Source organism: Vibrio sp. 1249-1 (assembly GCF_033340495.1).
The window spans coordinates 1-21000 of record NZ_JAWOWJ010000016.1 but is presented as its reverse complement, the minus strand read 5'-3'; the positions used below and the strand labels follow the sequence as shown (position 1 = coordinate 21000).

Sequence of the window (21000 nt, the reverse complement as noted above, 5' to 3'; positions counted from 1 at the left end):
CATCAATTCTTATTTCGGAAAGCCACAACGCTAAACCTATATTTATAATACCTCTATTATTCATAAGGGGTAGAAACGCCTGCTCAAAAAGCGAACTAAATCACCCTATATTTAAAAAGGTTAAAAACTCAAAGCATTGCACAACAATGACTTAACAGCTACCACTTTAGAGGTATATAAATTCAAATATGACTGAGATCACTGGTGTAAATTGATCTAAAACAAGACAAGATTCACTCTCTATTTCATCTATCCAATTAAGCAATATTATTAATCGTAGATCTCCAGTTCTTATTTGGAATAGCTTCTCACAACGCTGCTAATAAAAACGAATATGGAGATAACACCGTGAGCATAAAACACTGGATGAGCGCACCTATCGCGGTTGCGACCTTATTCGCCAGCCAATTATTTTTGGTCGGCGCTCCGTTGGCGGCAGAAGAAAAAGGCCTCATCGATCCTCGAAATGACGCCTTTGAACAGAACCATCCCGACCAATACCACTCTTGGAAAGCAACATCCGAAAGTGAGCACATTGAAGATGCTCTAAGTGAAGACCCAAACATGGTGATCTTATGGGCTGGCTACGGCTTCGCAAAAGACTACAACAAAGCGCGCGGTCACTTTTACGCACTTGATGATGTTCGTCAAACCTTACGTACCGGCGCACCAACCGACGAGAAGTCCGGGCCTATGCCAATGGCCTGTTGGAGCTGTAAAAGCCCTGACGTTGCTCGCGTGATTGATGAACGTGGTGAAGACGGTTATTTCGAAGGTAAATGGGCACGCTTAGGCTCAGAAATCGTCAACCCTATCGGTTGTTCCGATTGCCACAACACAGGCTCTGAAGCCTTCAAGAAAGGCGAACCTGCGCTAGCACTGACTCGCCCATACGTCGAGCGTGCTTTTGATACTATTGGTAAAAACTTTGATGGACAGTCTCGCCTAGATAAGCAAGCATCGGTCTGCGCTCAATGTCACGTTGAATACTACTTCACCGGCCCAACTAAAGCGGTTAAATTCCCATGGGATATGGGCACCACCGTTAATGACATGGAGAAATACTACGACGCATTGAATTTCAAAGATTGGACGCATGCCGTATCTAAAGCGCCGATGCTAAAAGCGCAACATCCAGGTTTCGAAACTTGGAGAGCGGGTATTCATGGTAAAAACAAAGTGGTGTGTGTGGACTGCCACATGCCTAAAGTGACCAAAGAAGACGGTACGGTGTACACAGACCACAAAGTGGGTAACCCATTTGATCGTTTTGAAGACACCTGTGCGCAATGCCATACCCAAACTAAAGAGCAGCTACAAGGCATCGTCTCGACTCGCAAAGCGCAAGTACTGAACATGAAGCTAACCGCCGAGAAGCAAATCGTAGCGGCACACTTTGAAGCTGGTGCAGCGTGGAAAGCAGGTGCAACAGCAGCAGAGATGGAACCTATCCTACAAGATATTCGCCATGCACAATGGCGTTGGGACTACGCGATTGCTTCTCACGGTGTTCACATGCATGCTCCTGAGGTAGCACTTGAAGTACTAGGTACTGCAGTTGACCGCGCTGCTGACGCCCGTACCAAATTGGTTCGTTTACTGGCAACCAAAGGCATTACTGACCCTGTTCAAATTCCAGATATCTCGACCAAAGCGAAAGCACAACAAGCACTGGGCATGGATATGGATAAGATGAACGCAGACAAGAAACACTTCCTAGAAACAGTAGCGCCAGAGTGGGATAAAGCAGCAGCTGAACGCGAAGCCACGTATTAGTCTAACTGGCAACGGTTAACTTATAGATACAACAAGGGGCGTACTGAACGCCCCTTTTCTTTCTTTATTATCTTTATCTCTTCATCCTGATTCTATCGAGAGACAAAAATCGAATGTACTAGCGACGAGGAAGCCTAGGTCTAGGTTGAATATTTGGACGTGCTTTAGGTATCTGCACATTTGGACGAGCAACTGGACGCTGGATCTTCGTTTCCGGTAATGCTTTTCTTTGTTGAACCTTTTCTTTCACCGCCTTGCCTTGTAAAGTCGCTGGTTCAATATGCTCCGGACGATTCTCCCATTGGGTTCGAATCTCTTGCTTTTGCTCGTCAGGCAGTGATTGCCAATGATCGTCAAGTTGGCGTTTCATGTTATCGATATTGGCGGACATATCGTCGTCTTTCCAATCTTCGATTTTGTCTTTGATGGATTGCTGTTGGTCTTCATCTAAACCATTCCACCACTCTTCCAGTTTCTCTTTGTATTCATCGTCGTTATCGCAACAGCCCGGATAGTAATAAATCCAGTAGTCGTCATGATCGTACCACCACGGGTCGTAGTAACCCGATGAATAATAAACCGTAGAGGAAGAGCCAGAATGATCGGAAGAGCTACAACCCGCCAGCACAGAGCCGCACAGCAAAACCAATATGCTTAGTGCTTTATTTTTCATTCGTTGCCCACCTTTCCCTCTATTGCTTGTTAAATTGTACGCTTACAACAGCTCTTTTGCTTTGTTAATAGAGTTAATGATTTGCACCCTATCTAAATTTGGATCATTAGAATCTAATAATAGTACCCAGGCATCAATCGCTTCCTGAAATCGGAATGACAGAAAATGATCATTTGCGATCAAAGACAAAGCGGCTTCATTGTGCGGTTCTATCTGCAAAGCTTGCTCCAAAAGCAAGCTAACTTCTTGCGTCATTGATTGCTGGTGAATGTAGTACAAGGTCGTCGCTTTTGCGGCAAGTTGCGTGGCACTGACTGGCTCAGTCAGTTGGATCGCGTAATCAAAACAAATCAGCGCGCCATCAAATTCCCCCTCTAGCAGGTAGCCCTGCCCGAGTTGGAACCACAATTCAGCGTTGTTCGGATCTTCACGCAACTGGTCTTGAATCTCTTTCATGATGTCACGAGCAGTCATCATTCGTGACATTTCCGCTTGTATTGGTTTAGGCGGAGTTTGATGCAGCAATAAGAAACTGGCACTCGTCACGACAAGTACTAACAGGCAAAAGCCAAACCATTGAGCAGGTTTAACTTTTGATGCACTCAGTGATAAGAGTACGATAAACAGCCCCATCAGAGTGATGGCAGCGAAAAACCAAACAGACATAACACGTCCTGTAAACAAAGATAACGTCAGTGTACGCATTTCTTACTTTAAATGCGTTGATACAGATACAAAAAAGCCGAGCAACTAAGGCTCGGCTTTTCATATCAGGATAACGATGTAAGATTACTCTTCGTTACCTTCCTCTGCATCATCAGCAGCTGGAGCGTCTTGCTGCGTATTTTCGTCTGTTGACTCTAACGCTTCTGCATCTTCATCAGCAGGCAGCTCTTCATCATCAACTTCTTCAATACGTTGCAAACCAACAACTGATTCATCTTCCGCAGTACGGATAAGCGTTACACCTTGTGTGTTACGACCAACTTGGCTAACTTCACCCACACGAGTACGTACTAACGTGCCAGCGTCGGTGATCATCATCATTTCATCACCTTCAACAACCTGGATAGCACCAACTACCGGGCCATTTCGCTCAGAAACTTTGATAGAAACTACACCTTGAGTGCCACGACCTTTTGTCGGGTACTCGCTAAGTGCTGTGCGTTTACCATAACCGTTTTCTGTAACCGTTAGGATGTCGCCTTCGTGCGAAGGAACAATAAGTGATACAACTTGGTCATTTTCAGCCAGTTTCATACCACGAACACCAGAGGCGGTACGACCCATAGGACGAACACCTTTAAACTTGATCTCTGGCTGACCATTCTCATCAAGAACTGGTTTACCATTTTCATCAAGTACTGGAATCTCTTCTGCTTCTTTAAAGCGAACCACTTTACCCGCTTTAGAGAACAGCATGATTTCATTTTCGCCGTTAGTGATATCCACACCGATTAACGAATCGTCTTCACGTAGGTTCACAGCGATTAGGCCGTTTGAACGTACGTTTGCAAACTGGTTCAACGGCGTTTTCTTAACCGTACCGTCACCTGTTGCCATGAAGATGAATTTGTCTTCAGAGAATTCATCAACACGTAGAATCGCGGTAATGCGCTCACCTTCTTCGAGTGGAAGGATGTTTACGATTGGCTTACCACGCGCAGTACGGCTCGCTAGAGGCAATTGGTAAACTTTCAGGCGGTATGTTTTACCACGAGTAGAGAAACACAAGATGTTATCGTGGGTATTCGCCACTAGAAGACGCTCGATATGGTCTTCATCTTTCATCTTAGTCGCACTCTTGCCTTTACCACCACGGCGCTGTGACTCGTAGTCGCTCAGTACTTGGTACTTAACGTAACCACCGTGAGATAGAGTAACCACAACGTCTTCACGTGCGATCAGCTCTTCCATGTCAATATCATGGCTCGCAGCTGTGATTTCTGTACGACGAGCGTCACCAAAGCCGTCACGAACCGCTTCAAGTTCTTCACGGATCACTTCCATCAAACGCTCAGTGCTCGCAAGGATATGCATGAGTTCAGCGATTTCTTCTAGAAGTGTTTTGTATTCGCCAAGAATCTTCTCGTGTTCTAGACCTGTTAGTTTATGTAAACGTAGATCTAGGATAGCTTGTGCTTGTTGCTCAGTCAGGAAGTACTGACCATCACGAATACCGTATTCAGGCTCTAGCCATTCAGGGCGCGCAGCATCTGTACCAGCACGCTCTAGCATTGCTGAAACGTTGCCTAAATCCCAACCACGAGCGATAAGACCCGCTTTTGCTTCAGCCGGTGTAGGTGCCTTACGGATAAGCTCAATAATTTCATCAATGTTAGCAAGCGCTAGAGCTAAACCTTCAAGGATATGAGCACGTTCACGCGCTTTACGCAGTTCGAAAATAGTACGGCGTGTCACAACTTCACGACGGTGATCAACAAAGCACTTCAACATATCTTTTAGGTTGAATAGCTGTGGCTGGCCATTGTTTAGGGCCACCATGTTGATACCGAAAGTGGTTTGCAGCTGAGTCTGAGCGTAAAGGTTGTTTAGAACTACTTCGCCCACAGCATCGCGCTTACACTCAATAACAATGCGCATACCGTCTTTATCTGACTCGTCGCGCAGTGCACTGATACCTTCTACTTTCTTATCTTTAACTAGCTCAGCGATCTTTTCGATCAAGCGAGCTTTGTTCACCTGGTAAGGAATTTCAGTGACGATAATGGTCTCTTTACCATTCTTCTCCACTTCGATGTCCGCTTTCGAACGCATGTAGATTTTGCCACGACCTGTTTTGTACGCGTCTACAATGCCTTTACGACCGCTGATAAGCGCCGCCGTTGGGAAATCAGGACCAGGAATGTAATCCATTAGTTCATCAATAGTGATTTCTTCATTATTGATGTATGCAAGACAGCCATCAATCACTTCGCCAAGGTTATGAGGCGGGATGTTGGTTGCCATACCTACTGCGATACCAGAAGCACCGTTAACCAATAGGTTTGGAATTTTAGTTGGAAGAACCGCTGGGATCTGCTCAGTACCGTCGTAGTTTGGTACGTAGTCTACGGTTTCTTTGTCTAGGTCAGCCAATAGTTCATGGGCAATTTTTGCCATTCGAACTTCGGTGTAACGCATTGCCGCAGCAGAGTCGCCATCGATCGAGCCAAAGTTACCTTGACCATCGACCAGCATGTAACGAAGCGAGAACGGCTGAGCCATACGTACGATTGTGTCGTACACAGCACTATCACCATGTGGGTGGTATTTACCGATTACGTCGCCGACAACACGGGCTGATTTTTTATATGGTTTGTTCCAATCGTTGCCTAGTACGTTCATCGCGAATAAAACGCGGCGGTGTACTGGTTTTAGGCCATCACGCACATCTGGAAGAGCACGACCCACGATGACTGACATCGCATAGTCTAGGTATGAACCTCTAAGCTCATCTTCAATGTTTACGGGCGTGATCTCTTTAGCTAAATCGCTCATAGAGCCATTATCCCTCTATTATCTGATCGTAATTACGATACGTGTAAGGTGCAAAAATATAACACACAATTCATCACTTCGGCATCACTTTCCCTCTCCTTTTATCAGGTTGTGAGCTTGGTTATGAATCAAATGTCGAGAATTTGCACACTCATCCCATATCTTTCTGATTAGTGGTTATATTTCGGTCAATATTGAGCAAAATCGGACCCTTTACGCGGAAAAGCGAGGTAAATTCCTTTAACCACACAACGCGAAAATGCAGGTTTTAGAGTTATTATCACTGGCACCAGTTCAAGGATGAACCAAAAACAATAGTTAGCGCTTTACAAATTACAGGCACCTGTCTCGATTGCCGCGCCAGTGAACTCTGTCATTGTCCCTTAACTAAGCACATCGAGGTTGTTTGGGTGTAAAACGTTGGAGTATACTGGCGCCCTCTAAAGGACTCAGATTGAATGCAATAAAACCAATTATGACTAAAGCACAAAACGTCGACCCAAGTGAAATTAAGAAATTCGAGGACATGGCTTCTCGATGGTGGGATTTAGAAGGCGAGTTTAAGCCGCTTCATCAAATTAACCCACTTCGTTTGAACTATGTACTTGAAAAAGCAAATGGCTTGTTTGGCAAGCGCGCACTTGATGTCGGCTGTGGTGGTGGCATTCTTGCTGAAAGCATGGCAAAAGAAGGCGCTATTGTGACTGGACTTGATATGGGTAAAGAACCATTAGAAGTCGCGCGACTACATGCATTAGAAACAGGTACTCAACTGACCTACATTCAGAGCACAATAGAAGACCACGCTATAGAAAACGCAGGAACTTACGATGTCGTGACTTGTATGGAGATGCTTGAACACGTTCCAGATCCTCTCTCCGTTATCCGCTCTTGTGCTGCGCTAGTCAAACCCGGTGGTCACGTGTTTTTCTCAACTTTGAACCGAAACATTAAGTCGTACTTATTTGCTATTGTCGGTGCTGAGAAGCTTCTTAAGATTGTTCCTGAAGGCACTCATGAGCACGATAAGTTTATCAAGCCAGCCGAAATGATGAAGATGATAGACCAAACTGACCTGACGGAAATGGGCATTACTGGGCTTCATTACAACCTTCTAAATGATAGCTACAAACTCGGTCGTAATGTAGATGTAAACTACATCGTTCATACTAAAAAATACTGAACGCTATTAAGTTAAAAAATGAGTTTTGTGATTGACATTTTTTAAAGAAAATGAATCGGAAGCGGTAGCACAAAGTTGCCGCTTTTTTTGTCTTTTTATGGCTAAAATTCGTGCTCTAGATTCCATTTTGACCAAGCCATTTTTCGTAGATAAAAACGGCCAAAGATCAAGGAAAATATTTTTGCATGCGGTTATTTCTAAACCGATCTCGAAACCGTACTTTTAACCATTCAAGTCTGCCCTTTTCTCATCGGTTAGTGTTCACTTACTGATTTTTTTCATTTTGTCAGTTATCCACAAGTCATCCCCGATCTGTACCTTGATAAATCAGTGTAATAGCACTATCTTGTAACCCGCAAACAAATGAACCCCTATATGTTGTGTTTAAGCGACAATATATAGATAGACTTTGATCACAAAGCCGCCGCAAGCTTTACTCATATTGCACATAAACAAACAAAAATACGGCTTTTATCAGTTTTCTTAGGGAAATAAAGCAGAATGAACCAACAACTTACCGTCACCAAGCGTGATGGCCGTAAAGAAAGTATCGATCTGGATAAAATCCACCGCGTTATCACTTGGGCTGCAGAAGGTCTAGATAATGTTTCGGTTTCTCAAGTAGAACTTCGCGCTCACATCCAGTTTTACGACGGCATCACAACGACAGATATTCACGAGACAATCATCAAGTCTGCGGCAGACCTGATCTCTGAAGAGACTCCGGATTACCAATACCTAGCTGCTCGCCTAGCGGTATTCCATCTGCGTAAAAAAGCGTATGGCCAATACGAGCCACCAACGCTTTATGATCACGTGTCTCGCCTCGTCGATATGGGTAAGTACGATCAACATATTCTAGAAGACTACACAAAAGCAGAACTCGACGAACTTGATGCGTACCTCGACCATAAACGCGACCTAAACTTCTCATACGCGGCAGTTAAGCAGCTAGAGGGTAAGTACTTCGTACAGAACCGTGTTACGGGCCAAATTTACGAAAGTGCTCAGTTCTTATACATCCTTGTAGCAGCGTGCTTATTTGCGAAATATCCAAAAGCGACGCGTCTTGATTACATCAAACGTTTCTACGATGCGACATCGACATTTAAGATTTCTCTACCTACGCCAATTATGTCTGGCGTGCGTACCCCTACTCGCCAGTTCAGCTCATGTGTTCTGATCGAGTGTGGCGATAGTCTTGATTCTATTAACGCAACAGCAAGCTCAATTGTTCGTTACGTATCTCAGCGCGCTGGTATTGGTATCAACGCAGGTCGTATCCGTGCATTAGGCTCAGAGATTCGCGGTGGTGAAGCATTCCACACTGGTTGTATTCCGTTCTACAAGTACTTCCAAACAGCAGTAAAATGTTGTTCACAAGGTGGTGTACGTGGTGGCGCAGCTACTGTGTTCTACCCAATGTGGCACGGTGAAGCACGCTCACTAATGGTACTTAAGAACAACCGTGGTGTTGAAGAAAACCGTGTTCGTCACATGGACTACGGTGTTCAGTTAAACAAACTGATGTACCAACGTTTAGTTGAAGGCGGCAATATTACGCTATTCTCACCATCTGATGTACCTGGTCTGTACGACGCATTCTTCGAAAACCAAGAAGAGTTTGAGCGTCTATACGTGAAGTACGAGAACGATCCTTCAATCAAGAAAGAAACGGTTAAAGCGATTGAAATGTTCACTCTGCTAATGCAAGAGCGTGCATCAACGGGTCGTATCTACATCCAGAACGTGGACCACTGTAATACTCACAGCCCATTTGATTCTGAAGTTGCTCCAGTTCGTCAGTCGAACCTATGTTTAGAAATCGCACTACCAACGAAACCATTAACTAACGTTGAAGATGACTCAGGCGAGATCGCACTGTGTACGCTTTCTGCATTCAACTTAGGTGCTATCAAGTCTCTAGATGATTTCGAAGAGCTATCCGATCTTGTTGTTCGTGCGTTAGATGCACTGCTTGATTACCAAGATTACCCTCTACCAGCGGCATACAAATCGACTATGAACCGTCGTACGCTAGGTGTTGGTGTGATTAACTTTGCTTACTACTTAGCGAAGAATGGCGTGAAATACTCTGACGGTAGCGCGAACGGCCTAACTCACCGTACGTTCGAAGCAATGCAGTACTACCTATTGAAAGCATCTGTAGCACTGGCGAAAGAACAAGGTAAGTGCCCTTCATTCGACGAGACGAACTACGCGAAAGGCTTACTGCCGATTGATACGTATAAGAAAGATATCGACCTAATTTGTGACGAAGCGCTGCACTACGACTGGGACAGCCTACGTAAAGAAATTATGGAGCACGGCCTACGTAACTCAACACTGACTGCGCTAATGCCTTCTGAGACTTCTTCTCAGATTTCAAACGCAACTAACGGTATTGAGCCACCACGTGGTTACGTCTCAGTAAAAGCTTCGAAAGACGGTATCCTGAAGCAAGTTGTACCAGAGTTCACAGAACTTAAAGACAGCTATGAACTGCTTTGGAATATCGGTTCGAACGACGGTTATCTACACCTTGTGGGTATTATGCAGAAGTTTGTTGACCAAGCTATCTCTGCTAATACTAACTACGACCCGTCACGTTACGAGACTGGCAAGGTTCCAATGAAGAAACTACTTCAAGACCTGCTAACAGCGTATAAGTTTGGTGTGAAAACGCTTTACTACCACAACACTCGTGATGGCGCGAAAGATGAACAGAAAGACGCTGTTCAACCACAAGATGACGATTGTGCTGGCGGCGGTTGTAAGATTTAATCTTCCCGTACCTAGCGAACCCGTAAAGACAGACTATCGATAACCTCCCCCTTACGGGGAGGTTTAAAAGGAATTGAGGCATTATGGCTTACAGTACTTTTAACCAAAAAAAGAATGACCAATTGAAGGAACCAATGTTCCTAGGTCAATCAGTAAACGTTGCACGTTACGACCAACAAAAGTTTGAGATTTTCGAAAAACTTATCGAGAAACAACTTTCTTTCTTCTGGCGTCCAGAAGAAGTAGACGTATCTAGTGACCGTATCGATTACAACAAACTGCCAGATCACGAGAAGCACATCTTCATCTCTAACTTGAAGTACCAAACGCTTCTTGACTCTATCCAAGGCCGCAGCCCTAACGTGGCACTGCTGCCGCTTGTGTCTCTGCCAGAACTAGAGACTTGGATTGAGACTTGGTCTTTCTCTGAAACGATTCACTCTCGTTCTTACACACACATTATTCGTAACATCGTGAACGACCCTGCTGTAGTGTTTGATGATATCGTTGAGAACGAGCACATTCTGAAGCGTGCAAAAGACATCGCGCACTACTACGACGATTTGATTCAAGCGACGAATGATTACCATCGCTACGGTGAAGGTGAGCATGTCCTTAACGGTGAAACGGTTAAGGTTAGTCTGTACGATCTTAAGAAGAAGCTGTACATCTGTCTGATGTCTGTTAACGCATTAGAAGCCATTCGTTTTTACGTAAGTTTCGCATGTTCTTTCGCTTTCGCAGAACGCGAACTAATGGAAGGTAACGCGAAAATCATCAAGCTGATCGCTCGTGACGAAGCACTTCACTTAAACGGCACGCAGCACATGATCAACCTGCTACGTAACGGTCAAGATGACTTCACTTTCATGCAAATCGCAGAAGAGGCAAAACAGGACTGTTTTGACCTATTCAAAGAAGCGGCTGAGCAAGAAAAAGAGTGGGCAGAGTATCTATTCAAAGATGGCTCTATGATCGGTCTAAACAAAGACATCCTAAGCCAATACGTTGAATACATCACAAATATTCGTATGCAAGCGGTAGGTCTACCAGCAGCGTATCCAGAAGCAACAACCAACCCAATTCCATGGATTAACGCTTGGTTGTCTTCAGATAACGTTCAAGTTGCGCCTCAAGAAGCAGAAATCTCTTCTTACCTTGTGGGTCAAATTGACAATGAAGTTCGCGCAGATGACTTCGAAGGATTCGAGCTGTAATGGCAACACTCAAAATCAACAAACTGATCAGCATTGAATCCAACCCTTCCAATACGATTTTGGAAACAATGGAGCAAGCTGGCCTATTACCAGAATACAACTGCCGTGATGGGCACTGCGGCGCCTGTCGCTGCAAATTGGAGTCTGGTGAAGTGGAGTATGTTGGTTTTGCCATGGCTTACACACAAAGTGATGAAATATTACCTTGTATCTGTAAAGCAAAATCAGATTTGTCACTTAGCGGCGTTAACTACGCGATGAAAGAAAAGCAGCGCGCATAACGTTGACTCGACGGTATAAAATGCAAAAGCCAAGGTAATCACCTTGGCTTTTTTGTCTCTGTTTTTTGTCTCTCAGACTACTGTAGAGAGCTTTGGTTATAAAGCACTGCTCGGGAGGTGCATCTCTTTAACTTTCTCTAAAAATGCATAATGCGCAAACATCGGTTTACGTTCTAGGTAGCGACGCAACAAGTCTAGTGCTGCCGTGCTGATCACTTTAACTTGATCATTGCGCTGATACTTTTTCGAGAGTTTATATAATGCTCCCCACTCGCCTGACGGTGTCGATAAAGCGACGGAAAAAACGCCCTCTTCAATATGGCCAGTGACGAGTGATAAATCCGTCCCACACTTCTCTCGCGTAGCACCAGCCAGAGCAAACGTTTCTGCTAATGGATCTCCGCTGTTGCCCATCGCCTGAGTCAGGCTCGGTAGTACCCAACCATGCCCTAGTTGCTTTTCAGCGTTTTCATCACTGTTTAGCCAGTACGTTAAGTATCCCCTGCTACTTTTTTCGGAGGTCGACACTGTTAGTCCTTTATCGACCAACAACTGGCCGACATTTTCAACCATAGGTAAATCAATACTAACGGTATTACTCTCAAGGTGTTTATTAATTATCTGTACGAGTTTCAAACGCTGTTCAAGCTGATCTGAAGGACCAAAAAGTTTCACTTCAATAAAAGGCAAGTAAGAGCGATACCCTAGCTCATAGCCTTGAGGAAGTTTTAGCTTATCTAGCTTATCTGAAATACCGGATTCAGACAGACCAAACGTGTAGATTCGGCTACAACATGAACCTTGCACATCGGGAAACACTCTTCTCAGATCGGGAAGAATTTGCGTCTCTGCCATGAGCTTAAATTCACTTGGTACACCCGGTGTGAAATAAAAAATGGCATCATTAATCAGCATTTTGAAACCGCAAGCAGTGCCTATCGGGTTGTCCAATATCTCTGCCGTTTCTGGCAGCATTGCTTGCTTTAAATTACTGTCCGGCATAGGGATGCCACGTCGAGCATACAAACTTTCTAGATGCTGCAACCACTCTTTGAATAGCACCAGTTTACAATCGGCGGCTCTCGCGGCGGCGGCAGCACTCATGTCATCCGTTGTAGGGCCTAAACCACCATTAACAATAACCACATCGTTGTTAAAGCTGAGCATTAAAAACTCTTCAACCAAACTCGATAGGCTATCACCAACCGTTGAGCGCTTTGTTAAGCCAAATCCATGTTGATAAAACAGGCTAGACAACCATGCCGCATTAGTATCAACAATATCACCGTGGAGGACTTCCTCACCAGTACTAAGCATTGCTATTTTCACAACTGACTCCTGAACGTAAGCACAATCCTATTTTCGTTATAGCGCTTATTTTTCTTTTTATTTGGACAAATCTCGCCGAGGTTTGTTGGGACTAAATAAGGGTCAAGTGTTTAAATGATTGATGTTTTGAGGGATAATTACGAGCCCGAACATACACCATTAACTCGGAGACCTTTGTGTCAAAATCATCCATGTTCAAGACGACTCTAACAGGCCTTTGCTTGGCTTCGTCAGCGCTTGCGCACGCAAGTCACTATGACCTAAGCCGTCATACAGAGTTTTCTTACACACCTGATTGCTTGTCAGGTTACTGCGAAACGACGACTCTGTACACCTTCGAGGCTCAAAATCGCGGTGTTATGTATGAACAGAATAATGATGATTCGCTAAACCTTGACGCAGGGCTTCAGCCTAAACATCTCATCATCCCTCAAGATAAAGACTGGGATTATCTGATGGGTCAAACCTACACCATTCTAGGTCTCAGTATCGCGACCGTAGGCATGATGACTTTTCTTCCAGAAAGTATCACCAAATGGGACGAAGAAGACCGAGACATGAGTAAGTTGGGGCAAAAGTGGAAAGATAATGTCTCTGACGGCCCCGTTTGGGATCGCGATGAACATGTCCTCAACTACATCATGCACCCATATTTTGGCGGCGTTTACTACACGGCAGCACGTCACGCTGGCTATAATGAATTTCAGTCGTTTTTGTACTCCGCAACTATGTCGACGTTCTTTTGGGAGTATGGCGTAGAGGCGTTCGCAGAGGTACCGTCTTGGCAGGATATTTTTATTACACCGTTCTTTGGTGCTGTTGTTGGTGAAATGATGTTAACGGCTGAGCAAGACATTATTGCCAACGGCGGCGAAGTTATGGGCTCTGAAACCGCAGGTGATGTTTCGCTCTTCTTCTTAAACCCTGTTGGACATATTCATTATTGGGTAACTGATGCATGGGGCGGTAGTGCAGAACTACAATTCAATTCATCACCTTGGTTTGGAAACCAAGATGTTGCAAAATTCGCCATGGACGCAGGCGCAAACTACGACAGTCAATTTTATGGTATCGAGTTAAAAGTAACCTTCTAATCCTAAGTTGATACTCGGTAAAAAGCAGCCTTACGATGGCTGCTTTTTTGTGCTCTGAACATTGTTTTAATTATTTGCATCACGAATTAGTGTTAAAAATTGACTTTCATCAAACATTACCCGCCCTTAGCACCTACACTAAATAAAAGGATTTATTCCAATAACTTAAGTAGCACGTTTATTCGTACTGCGTCCAAACCTTGATTCCAGGAGGGGACATTATGAACACCGTATTTATTGTTAATTTTGTCGGACAAGCGTCACCCGCCACGATTAAAGAGCTCGCTGCAATCACACACGAAAACGGCGGGAAATGGCTGATCAGCAAAGTAAACTTTATCGAAGACCAAGTTGCAGGTGTCATCAAAGTGGAGCTTCCAAGAGAAAATGCCGACATCGTTAAACAGGCGTTCTCTTCTTGTCAGACTCTTGTTGTTAAGTTCGTCGACTCTGAGCCTCACTCATATCGTGAAGACACTATCTTCCAACTTCGTTTAGATGCCAACGATAGAGCGGGTATTGTGAATGAAATTACCCACGTTCTCGATAATCAAGGTATCTCTATTTTAGATATGGATTGTCAGCGTGTATTCATTGCTGGAGGCGGAGGGGTAAGCTCTAGCTTATTCAGCGCTAAAATGGCGATAAAACTACCTAGCGAGCTAGAAATTGAAGACATAGCCAATGAGTTAGAATCTCTGAGTGAAGACACTCGTGTAATTGTAGAAAGCTAACTGCATACCTTTAACGCTTCCCCAATAAAAAGAGCAGCAATTCAGCTGCTCTTTGTCGTTCTAATACTCAATACGTTTTATTTCACTGACCACTGAGACAGTGAACGTTTGAAATCAGAGTAGTCAAATTCATTCAGTTTTTGAATGTCACCATTCGAACGTTCACAGTAAACCGACGGCATACGTAGACCGTTAAACCAGTTCAGTTTCACCATGGTGTAACCGGCACTATCTAGAATATGCAGACGCTGTCCTATCTCTAGAGGCTGTTCGAAGTTCGCCACGCAGAACTGGTCACCAGCCAAACAAGAGCACGAGCCGATCACATACTCATGTTCACCATTTTCAGATGCTTCAAGAATTGACGCTGGCTCATTGTAGATCAACGTATCTAAGCGGTGAGCTTCTGTGGCTGAATCGACAATCGCCGTCTTCTTTACGTTCTCTACAATATCAACCACTGTTACAACGAGATCAGTGGTCTTAGTAATTATCGCTTCACCCGGCTCTAAATACATTTGTACGCCGTGTTTCTCTGAGAACGCTTTAAGTGCTAACCCCAACTTCTCGATATCGTACCCCGGCCATGTGAAGAACACGCCGCCACCCATGCTTACCCAGTCCAGCTTATCTAGGTACTCGCCAAACTGAGCTGAAATAGCATCGAGTAAGCCGATAAACGCATCCACGTCTTTGTTCTCACAGTTCATGTGGAACATTACGCCATCAATACCATCAAAAATTTCCGGTTTGATGTGATCAGCCTGAACACCAAGACGAGAGAATTGACGCGCTGGGTTTGCTAAGTCTTGCCCTGCATAGCTCACACCTGGGTTCAGGCGCAAGCCAATCGATGCTTTACCTTCGACAATATGACGATAAGCCGCTAGCTGTGACTGAGAGTTAAAGATCATCTTGTCACAGATGTCCGCCACATCGCGAACGTCATCTTCGCTGTAACCCACGCTGTATGCGTGTGTCTCACCACCAAACGTTTCGTAGCCAAGCTTCACTTCAAACGGGCCAGAACTTGTTGTTCCGTCTAGGTAAGGCTTGATGATGTCGAATACACCCCATGTTGAGAAGCACTTCAGTGCTAATACAAGCTTCACACCAGAGATGTCTTTTAGCTGTTTTGCTTTCTCTAGGTTCTCAATCAGCTTGTCTTCATTGATCATGAAGTATGGCGTTTTTAGTTCGTTTTGTTGCATTTTGATACCTTACGTCCCTTCGCCTTAGCAAAGGCACTATAAAATCGAACAAAGCCGACGCAAGTGCATCGGCTTAAACGTACAAATAAGAGCCGCTAAATTCTTACTTCAATTTATGGATAACAGGTTGTCCTGGCTCCAGTTCTTGAACATGCCAATCTAGACCAATAGATGGCATGGTTTCTAGGAATGGGTCTGGATCTAGTTGTTCCATGTTGAACACGCCTTTGTCTGCCCACTTGCCACGGAAGAACTGCAAAGCCGCAGTGATCGCTGGTACGCCAGTGGTGTATGAGATAGCTTGGTGTTCAACATCTTCGTATGCGACTTCGTGATCAGCGTTGTTGTAAATAAATACACTGCGCTCTTTACCATCTTTCTTACCTTGAACCCAAGTACCGATACACGTTAGGCCAGTGTAGCCTGGCGCGAGTGATGTTGGATCTGGTAGTAGTGCTTTTAGCACGTGCAAAGGTTGAACAACCGTACCGTCGTGAAGCGTTAGTGGATCTGGGCTGAGTAGACCGATGTCGCGCATCACATTGAAGTAGTTTAGGTAACGGTCACCAAAGCCCATCCAGAATTCGATGCGTTTCGCCGGGATGAACTCTTGCATAGATCGAACTTCGTCGTGCGCCATTGAGTACACTTTGTGTGAACCACAATTCGGGAATTCGAACTCAAGCATACGTGAGTGACAAGGTACTTGTTTCCACTCGCCGTTTTCCCAGTAGAACGAATCGCCTTGAATCTCAAGCATGTTCGTTTCTGGATCAAAGTTAGTTGCGAACTTCTTACCGTGGTCGCCTGCGTTTACATCCATTACGTCGATAGTATCGATTTCATCGAACAGATGCTTCACTGCGTATGCGGCAAACACCGATACTACGCCCGGATCGAAACCAGCACCAAGAATACCTGTAATGCCCGCTTCTTCAAACTTCTCACGGTAGCCCCACTGCCAATCGTAAGCTTGAGGTACTTGTTGGCCTTCAGAGCACAAGTCAACCGCAACAGATGTATCAAGGTATGACACTTTAGCTTGGTAACATGCTTCCATAATAGACATGTTCACCCAAGGAGGACCTGCGTTGATCACTAAGTCAGGTTGTACTTCTTTAATTAAAGCAACTAAAGAATCTACGTCGTCCGCGTTTACCGCTCGCGCTTCTAATTTCTTAGTTGAATCTTTCAGATTGTTTTTCTTCTGAATCGATTCGATGATTTTCTCACACTTACCTACGGTACGTGATGCGATTGTGATATCACCCAGAACGTCGTTGTTTTGTGCTGCTTTATGTGCAACTACCCAGCCAACGCCGCCTGCACCAATCTGTAGAATTGCCATAGTTTTCCGTTACCTTTGTTAAACTAGCTCTGCCGCTAGCGTATTGATTTTCGAGAGCAAAGATTCAAAGTCCGCCGTCGTCAGACACGGGTTCAAAATCGTAAATTTCAATGCAGTTTTATCGTCGACAATGGTTTCACCCAATACCGCGATACCGCGTGTTAACGCTTCTAAGCGCAACGTTTTGTTCAGTTCATCAAGATCCGCTGATTCATGTGTCGCTCGGAACAGAACCGTAGAGAGTGATGGTTCAGCCAACAACTCAAAGTGTTTGTTATCTCGAATCATGTCCGCCACTTCAAGCGTCTGTTCAAGCAAATGATCATACATATCGCCTAGGGCTTTTGGCCCTACGCTTTGCATCGTCATAAACACTTTGAGCGCATCAAAACGCTTAGTTGTCGCAATAGACTTATCCACCAAGTTCGGTAGTTCGTCGTGTTCGCGGTTCAAATAGTCTGCATGGTGAAGCAGGAATTTAAAGTTAGACTTGTCATTTACCAATAGCGCACCACAACTGATGGTTTGGTAAAACAGCTTATGGAAGTCTACGCTGATGGAATGTGCACGCTCACAACCTTTCAGACGAGTTTTTTGGCTACTTAGAATCAGAGCTCCACCGTATGCACCGTCGACGTGCATCCACATGTCATGTTTCGCTGCCATATCGGCGATAAAGTCTAAGTCATCAATAGCACCGTGATCCGTTGTACCCGCGGTTCCAACAATGGCAAATGGGATCAAACCTTCTGCTTTGGCCTGATTGAGAACTTCGTCTAATTTAGTGACATCCATCGTTCCATCGGCATTAGCATCGACGGTCATGACCGCTTTTTCACCCAATCCCATCCAAGACGCTGATTTTTGAACCGTGAAGTGGGATTTTTTCGAACATACAATACGTAGCTTGTCTGCGTATTCAGGAAGGCCAAGCTTTTGAATTGAGTGTGCACTGAGTTTGTCAGCAATCCAATCTCGCGCAAGCATCAAACCCATTTGATTACTTTGCGTGCCGCCGCTCGTGAAGATACCGTCCGCTTTTTCACCTAACTCATATTTATCGCATAGCCAGTTCACAACTTTCTGTTCAACATAAGTCGCTGATGAAGCTTGATCCCATGAGTCCATAGACTGGTTCAAAGCCGCAATCATTGCCTCTGCCGCAATCGCTGGCATCAAAGGTGGAGTATGCAGGTGAGCAATACAATCTGGATGTTGAGTAAAAATTGCGTTTTTCGCGACCAGCTCAGCAGCATCGTCGATAACGGTTTTAAGAGGCGCATTTCCATTATCAAGATCAACTTCGTGAATCGCTGCTTCCAATGCTTTTGGATCCATACCTGAATACGGTGTAGTCACTTGTTCAAACACTGACTTCATTGCCGTAGTAGTGTGATTCATCACCGAAGCAAATTCATTGCTGCCCATCTCTCCAGTGTGGATGAAATGCTTCTTCCATTCATCTTGTGGCTGAGTTTCGATGTGACTACCGCCAGCGGCTAAAATCGCGTCTTCAAATACACGTAAAGCAAAGTCGATTTGCTCAAACGAGATGATAAGAGGAGGAAGGAAACGAATTACTGCGCCTTCGCGTCCACCTTTCTCAACGATCAAGCCACGCTCGAGTGCTGCGCGTTGAATAGAAAGTGTGAGTTCACTATCCGCTTGAGGTTCACCAAATTTATTGAGCTCACCGTCTGGATTTTTAATCTCCACGCCTAGCATCAAACCTTTGCCACGAACCTCTGCGATACAGTTCACACGCTTTTGAATACTTTCAAGGCCGTAGCGCAGGTACTGACCCGCAACATTGGCATGCTCAACAAGATTATCACGCTGGATAATTTCTAATGCTTTCGCACCAGAGACCATGGCTAGCTGGTTACCACGAAATGTACCTGTGTGCTCGCCCGGCTTCCATGTATCATGTTGCTTGTTGATAACCAATAGCGACATTGGTAAGCCACCACCAATTGCTTTTGATAAACACAGAATATCTGGAACAATGCCCGACTCTTCGAACGCGAAATTGTAGCCAGTTTTACCAACACCACACTGGATCTCATCGAAGATCAGTAAGATACCGTGTTCATCACAAATACGACGTAACTCTCGTAGCCAGAATGCTGGCGCAGGAACAACACCACCCTCACCTTGCACTGGCTCCACGATAATCGCGGCAGGCTTCATAATGCCTGACTCATCATCGTTTAAAAGACGATCGATATAGCGAATGCTTGCTTTCGCACCTTCGTCACCGCCAAGCCCAAAAGGACAACGCAGGTTGTATGGGAAAGGCATAAAGTGCACATCCGACATCAAACCAGTTCGACGAGCTTTCGTGCCTAAGTTACCCATCATCCCCATCGTACCATTAGTCATACCATGGTATGCGCCACGGAAGGCAAACATAGTGTTGCGACCGGTAGTCTGTTTCGCGAGCTTGATAGCAGCTTCAACCGCATCAGCTCCAGACGGGCCACAAAATTGGATAACGCTGTTCTCGCTTAACTCTTGAGGAAGAAAAGATTTAACAGATTGAATAAACGTCGTTTTTGCTGATGTTGCAATATCTAGCGTCTGATATGGCAGTCCTGAATCCAATTGCTCTTTCAGAGCTTGGTTTATTTCAGGATGGTTATACCCCAAAGCTAGAGTGCCTGCCCCCGCAAGGCAGTCTAGAAAGATCTGTCCACGCGTATCTTCAACCAAGCACCCAAAGGCTTGTTTAATTGCGATCGGCAAACGACGTGGATAAGAACGTACTTCAGATTCATGCTCAGCCTGATCGATCAATACTTGATCTGGCGTTAAGTCATACGTTCCCTCAACGATAGGAACCTGAGACGAAAAAATGTTTGCGATATTGCTATCGACTTCAAAGGCAGTGCTCATACTACATAATCCCTTGAATTATAATAATTCTGTATCCTGTATTAATAATCATTAGAATGAAATTACAGGAGGTGTGAATACCCCTCCGCATTTGTCAGTGCATAAATGACAAATACAGATCATCCGCCACGATACTCGCGGCTTTATATGTAAAAGGGATTAATCAAGGTTCTGTAATGCACCCGTTTTGTAAAACAGGACATTTCGGCAGTATGAAGCTGATTAGTGTGTGTTTATTCAAAGGTTTCAATGTTGGGTTTCCCATTAATATGCCGCGTTTACAGCATTAGTATCCCGTCTATCGACAAAAGGCTTTGCCGATACCTACCCTACGCAGTGTCACAATCAGCTTGAATGGTCACTACGCGTATCCCCCAGAGATCAAACGTTGTTAATTACGCTCCGAGATTGCGCGCGAATTTATCACAAAATAAAATCTTCTGGCAACGATTTTTCATATTAGTAACAGTGATGTAAATCACAACAAAACATACCCCATCGCAACTGTCGTGCTCATAGTCGTGAGCTATGCTTTTCTGCTTCTCTCAAACAGCTGTTATTTAAACAAATATTCTTGAGATATCATCACCTCATCCAACAGAGGTTTAAGGTTGTGCTGCTTAATCGTAAAACATTCCTTTCTATATCCGGAACATTTAAAAAGATAGCATTCTCGTCACAGCTTTGCCTGGATCAAGAGTGGTTATTCTCCACAAGTGATGGTTTAAACATAGACTAGTAGGAATGGCTAAGATGCTTTGCAATGGCAGAATGAACAATCACTTGAGTCAATGAGACAAAGGGTTCGTTACTTAACGAAGTCTGTGACAGAAAAGAAGTTTGAGATTTTCAAAAAAATACGAAAAAGGCCTAACATTTTCATGTTAGGCCTTAAATCTGGAGCGACACACGAGGTTCGAACTCGTGACCTCAACCTTGGCAAGGTTGCGCTCTACCAACTGAGCTAGTGTCGC

At 44.6% G+C, this 21000-nt stretch carries 14 protein-coding genes and 1 tRNA gene; 7 read left to right on the top strand and 8 right to left on the bottom strand.

The window, feature by feature from the left end:
• The first annotated feature begins 348 nt into the window (after window positions 1–348).
• Window positions 349–1776 (top strand): ammonia-forming nitrite reductase cytochrome c552 subunit, encoded by a 1428-nt coding sequence (nrfA, locus tag R7Z50_RS20560; protein WP_318149236.1) that lies wholly within the window; start codon window positions 349–351, stop codon window positions 1774–1776.
• 118 nt (window positions 1777–1894) lie between these two features.
• On the opposite strand, the gene R7Z50_RS20555 is transcribed toward nrfA, so the two are convergent.
• The 3 genes from R7Z50_RS20555 to gyrA form a co-directional block, all read right to left on the bottom strand.
• Window positions 1895–2449 carry a hypothetical protein gene (locus R7Z50_RS20555; RefSeq protein ID WP_017636126.1) on the bottom strand — a complete coding sequence of 185 codons (555 nt, stop codon included), beginning with the start codon at window positions 2447–2449 and terminating at the stop codon, window positions 1895–1897.
• A gap of 42 nt (window positions 2450–2491) precedes the next feature.
• Window positions 2492–3115, bottom strand: a complete 624-nt coding sequence (locus R7Z50_RS20550; RefSeq protein ID WP_054701274.1) for a tetratricopeptide repeat protein — start codon at window positions 3113–3115, stop codon at window positions 2492–2494.
• A 123-nt stretch (window positions 3116–3238) separates the two neighbouring features.
• Entirely contained in the window at window positions 3239–5950 is a 2712-nt protein-coding gene (gyrA, locus tag R7Z50_RS20545; RefSeq protein ID WP_017636128.1) for a DNA topoisomerase (ATP-hydrolyzing) subunit A, read from the bottom strand.
• Window positions 5951–6425: 475 nt separating this feature from the next.
• On the opposite strand from gyrA, the gene ubiG reads away from it, so the two are divergent.
• From ubiG to yfaE, 4 genes are all read left to right on the top strand, one after another.
• A complete protein-coding gene (gene ubiG / locus R7Z50_RS20540) occupies window positions 6426–7133 on the top strand; it encodes a bifunctional 2-polyprenyl-6-hydroxyphenol methylase/3-demethylubiquinol 3-O-methyltransferase UbiG (protein WP_054577035.1) in 708 nt (235 codons plus the stop codon).
• Between the two features lie 501 nt (window positions 7134–7634).
• The gene (gene nrdA / locus R7Z50_RS20535; protein ID WP_005376819.1) at window positions 7635–9917 is read left to right on the top strand and encodes a class 1a ribonucleoside-diphosphate reductase subunit alpha; all 2283 of its coding nucleotides are present in this window, start codon (window positions 7635–7637) and stop codon (window positions 9915–9917) included.
• Window positions 9918–10000: 83 nt separating this feature from the next.
• Window positions 10001–11134 carry a class Ia ribonucleoside-diphosphate reductase subunit beta gene (nrdB, locus tag R7Z50_RS20530; protein ID WP_005376818.1) on the top strand — a complete coding sequence of 378 codons (1134 nt, stop codon included), beginning with the start codon at window positions 10001–10003 and terminating at the stop codon, window positions 11132–11134.
• A complete protein-coding gene (gene yfaE / locus R7Z50_RS20525; RefSeq protein WP_005376817.1) occupies window positions 11134–11415 on the top strand; it encodes a class I ribonucleotide reductase maintenance protein YfaE in 282 nt (93 codons plus the stop codon). Before nrdB ends, yfaE begins: the two co-directional genes overlap by 1 nt.
• 96 nt (window positions 11416–11511) lie before the next feature.
• On the opposite strand, the gene R7Z50_RS20520 is transcribed toward yfaE, so the two are convergent.
• Window positions 11512–12744, bottom strand: a complete 1233-nt coding sequence (locus R7Z50_RS20520; protein WP_225477562.1) for a CinA family nicotinamide mononucleotide deamidase-related protein — start codon at window positions 12742–12744, stop codon at window positions 11512–11514.
• A gap of 191 nt (window positions 12745–12935) precedes the next feature.
• Here R7Z50_RS20520 and R7Z50_RS20515 point away from each other — a divergent pair, with 191 nt between their 5' ends.
• A complete protein-coding gene (locus tag R7Z50_RS20515; RefSeq protein ID WP_239932164.1) occupies window positions 12936–13838 on the top strand; it encodes a DUF3943 domain-containing protein in 903 nt (300 codons plus the stop codon).
• Between the two features lie 221 nt (window positions 13839–14059).
• Complete coding sequence (locus tag R7Z50_RS20510) at window positions 14060–14572, top strand: glycine cleavage system protein R (protein ID WP_238855301.1); 513 nt, start codon at window positions 14060–14062, stop codon at window positions 14570–14572.
• Between the two features lie 77 nt (window positions 14573–14649).
• Here R7Z50_RS20510 and nspC read toward each other — a convergent pair whose 3' ends face one another.
• The 4 genes from nspC to R7Z50_RS20490 all read right to left on the bottom strand — a co-directional run bounded on the left by nspC (window position 14650) and on the right by R7Z50_RS20490 (window position 21000).
• Entirely contained in the window at window positions 14650–15783 is a 1134-nt protein-coding gene (gene nspC, locus R7Z50_RS20505; protein WP_005386789.1) for a carboxynorspermidine decarboxylase, read from the bottom strand.
• 103 nt (window positions 15784–15886) lie between these two features.
• Complete coding sequence (locus tag R7Z50_RS20500; protein WP_012841628.1) at window positions 15887–17131, bottom strand: carboxynorspermidine synthase; 1245 nt, start codon at window positions 17129–17131, stop codon at window positions 15887–15889.
• A gap of 18 nt (window positions 17132–17149) precedes the next feature.
• On the bottom strand, window positions 17150–20026 hold the full coding sequence (locus R7Z50_RS20495; RefSeq protein ID WP_262583802.1) for a pyridoxal phosphate-dependent class III aminotransferase: 2877 nt from the start codon (window positions 20024–20026) through the stop codon (window positions 17150–17152).
• An 898-nt stretch (window positions 20027–20924) separates the two neighbouring features.
• A tRNA-Gly gene (locus R7Z50_RS20490) sits at window positions 20925–21000 on the bottom strand.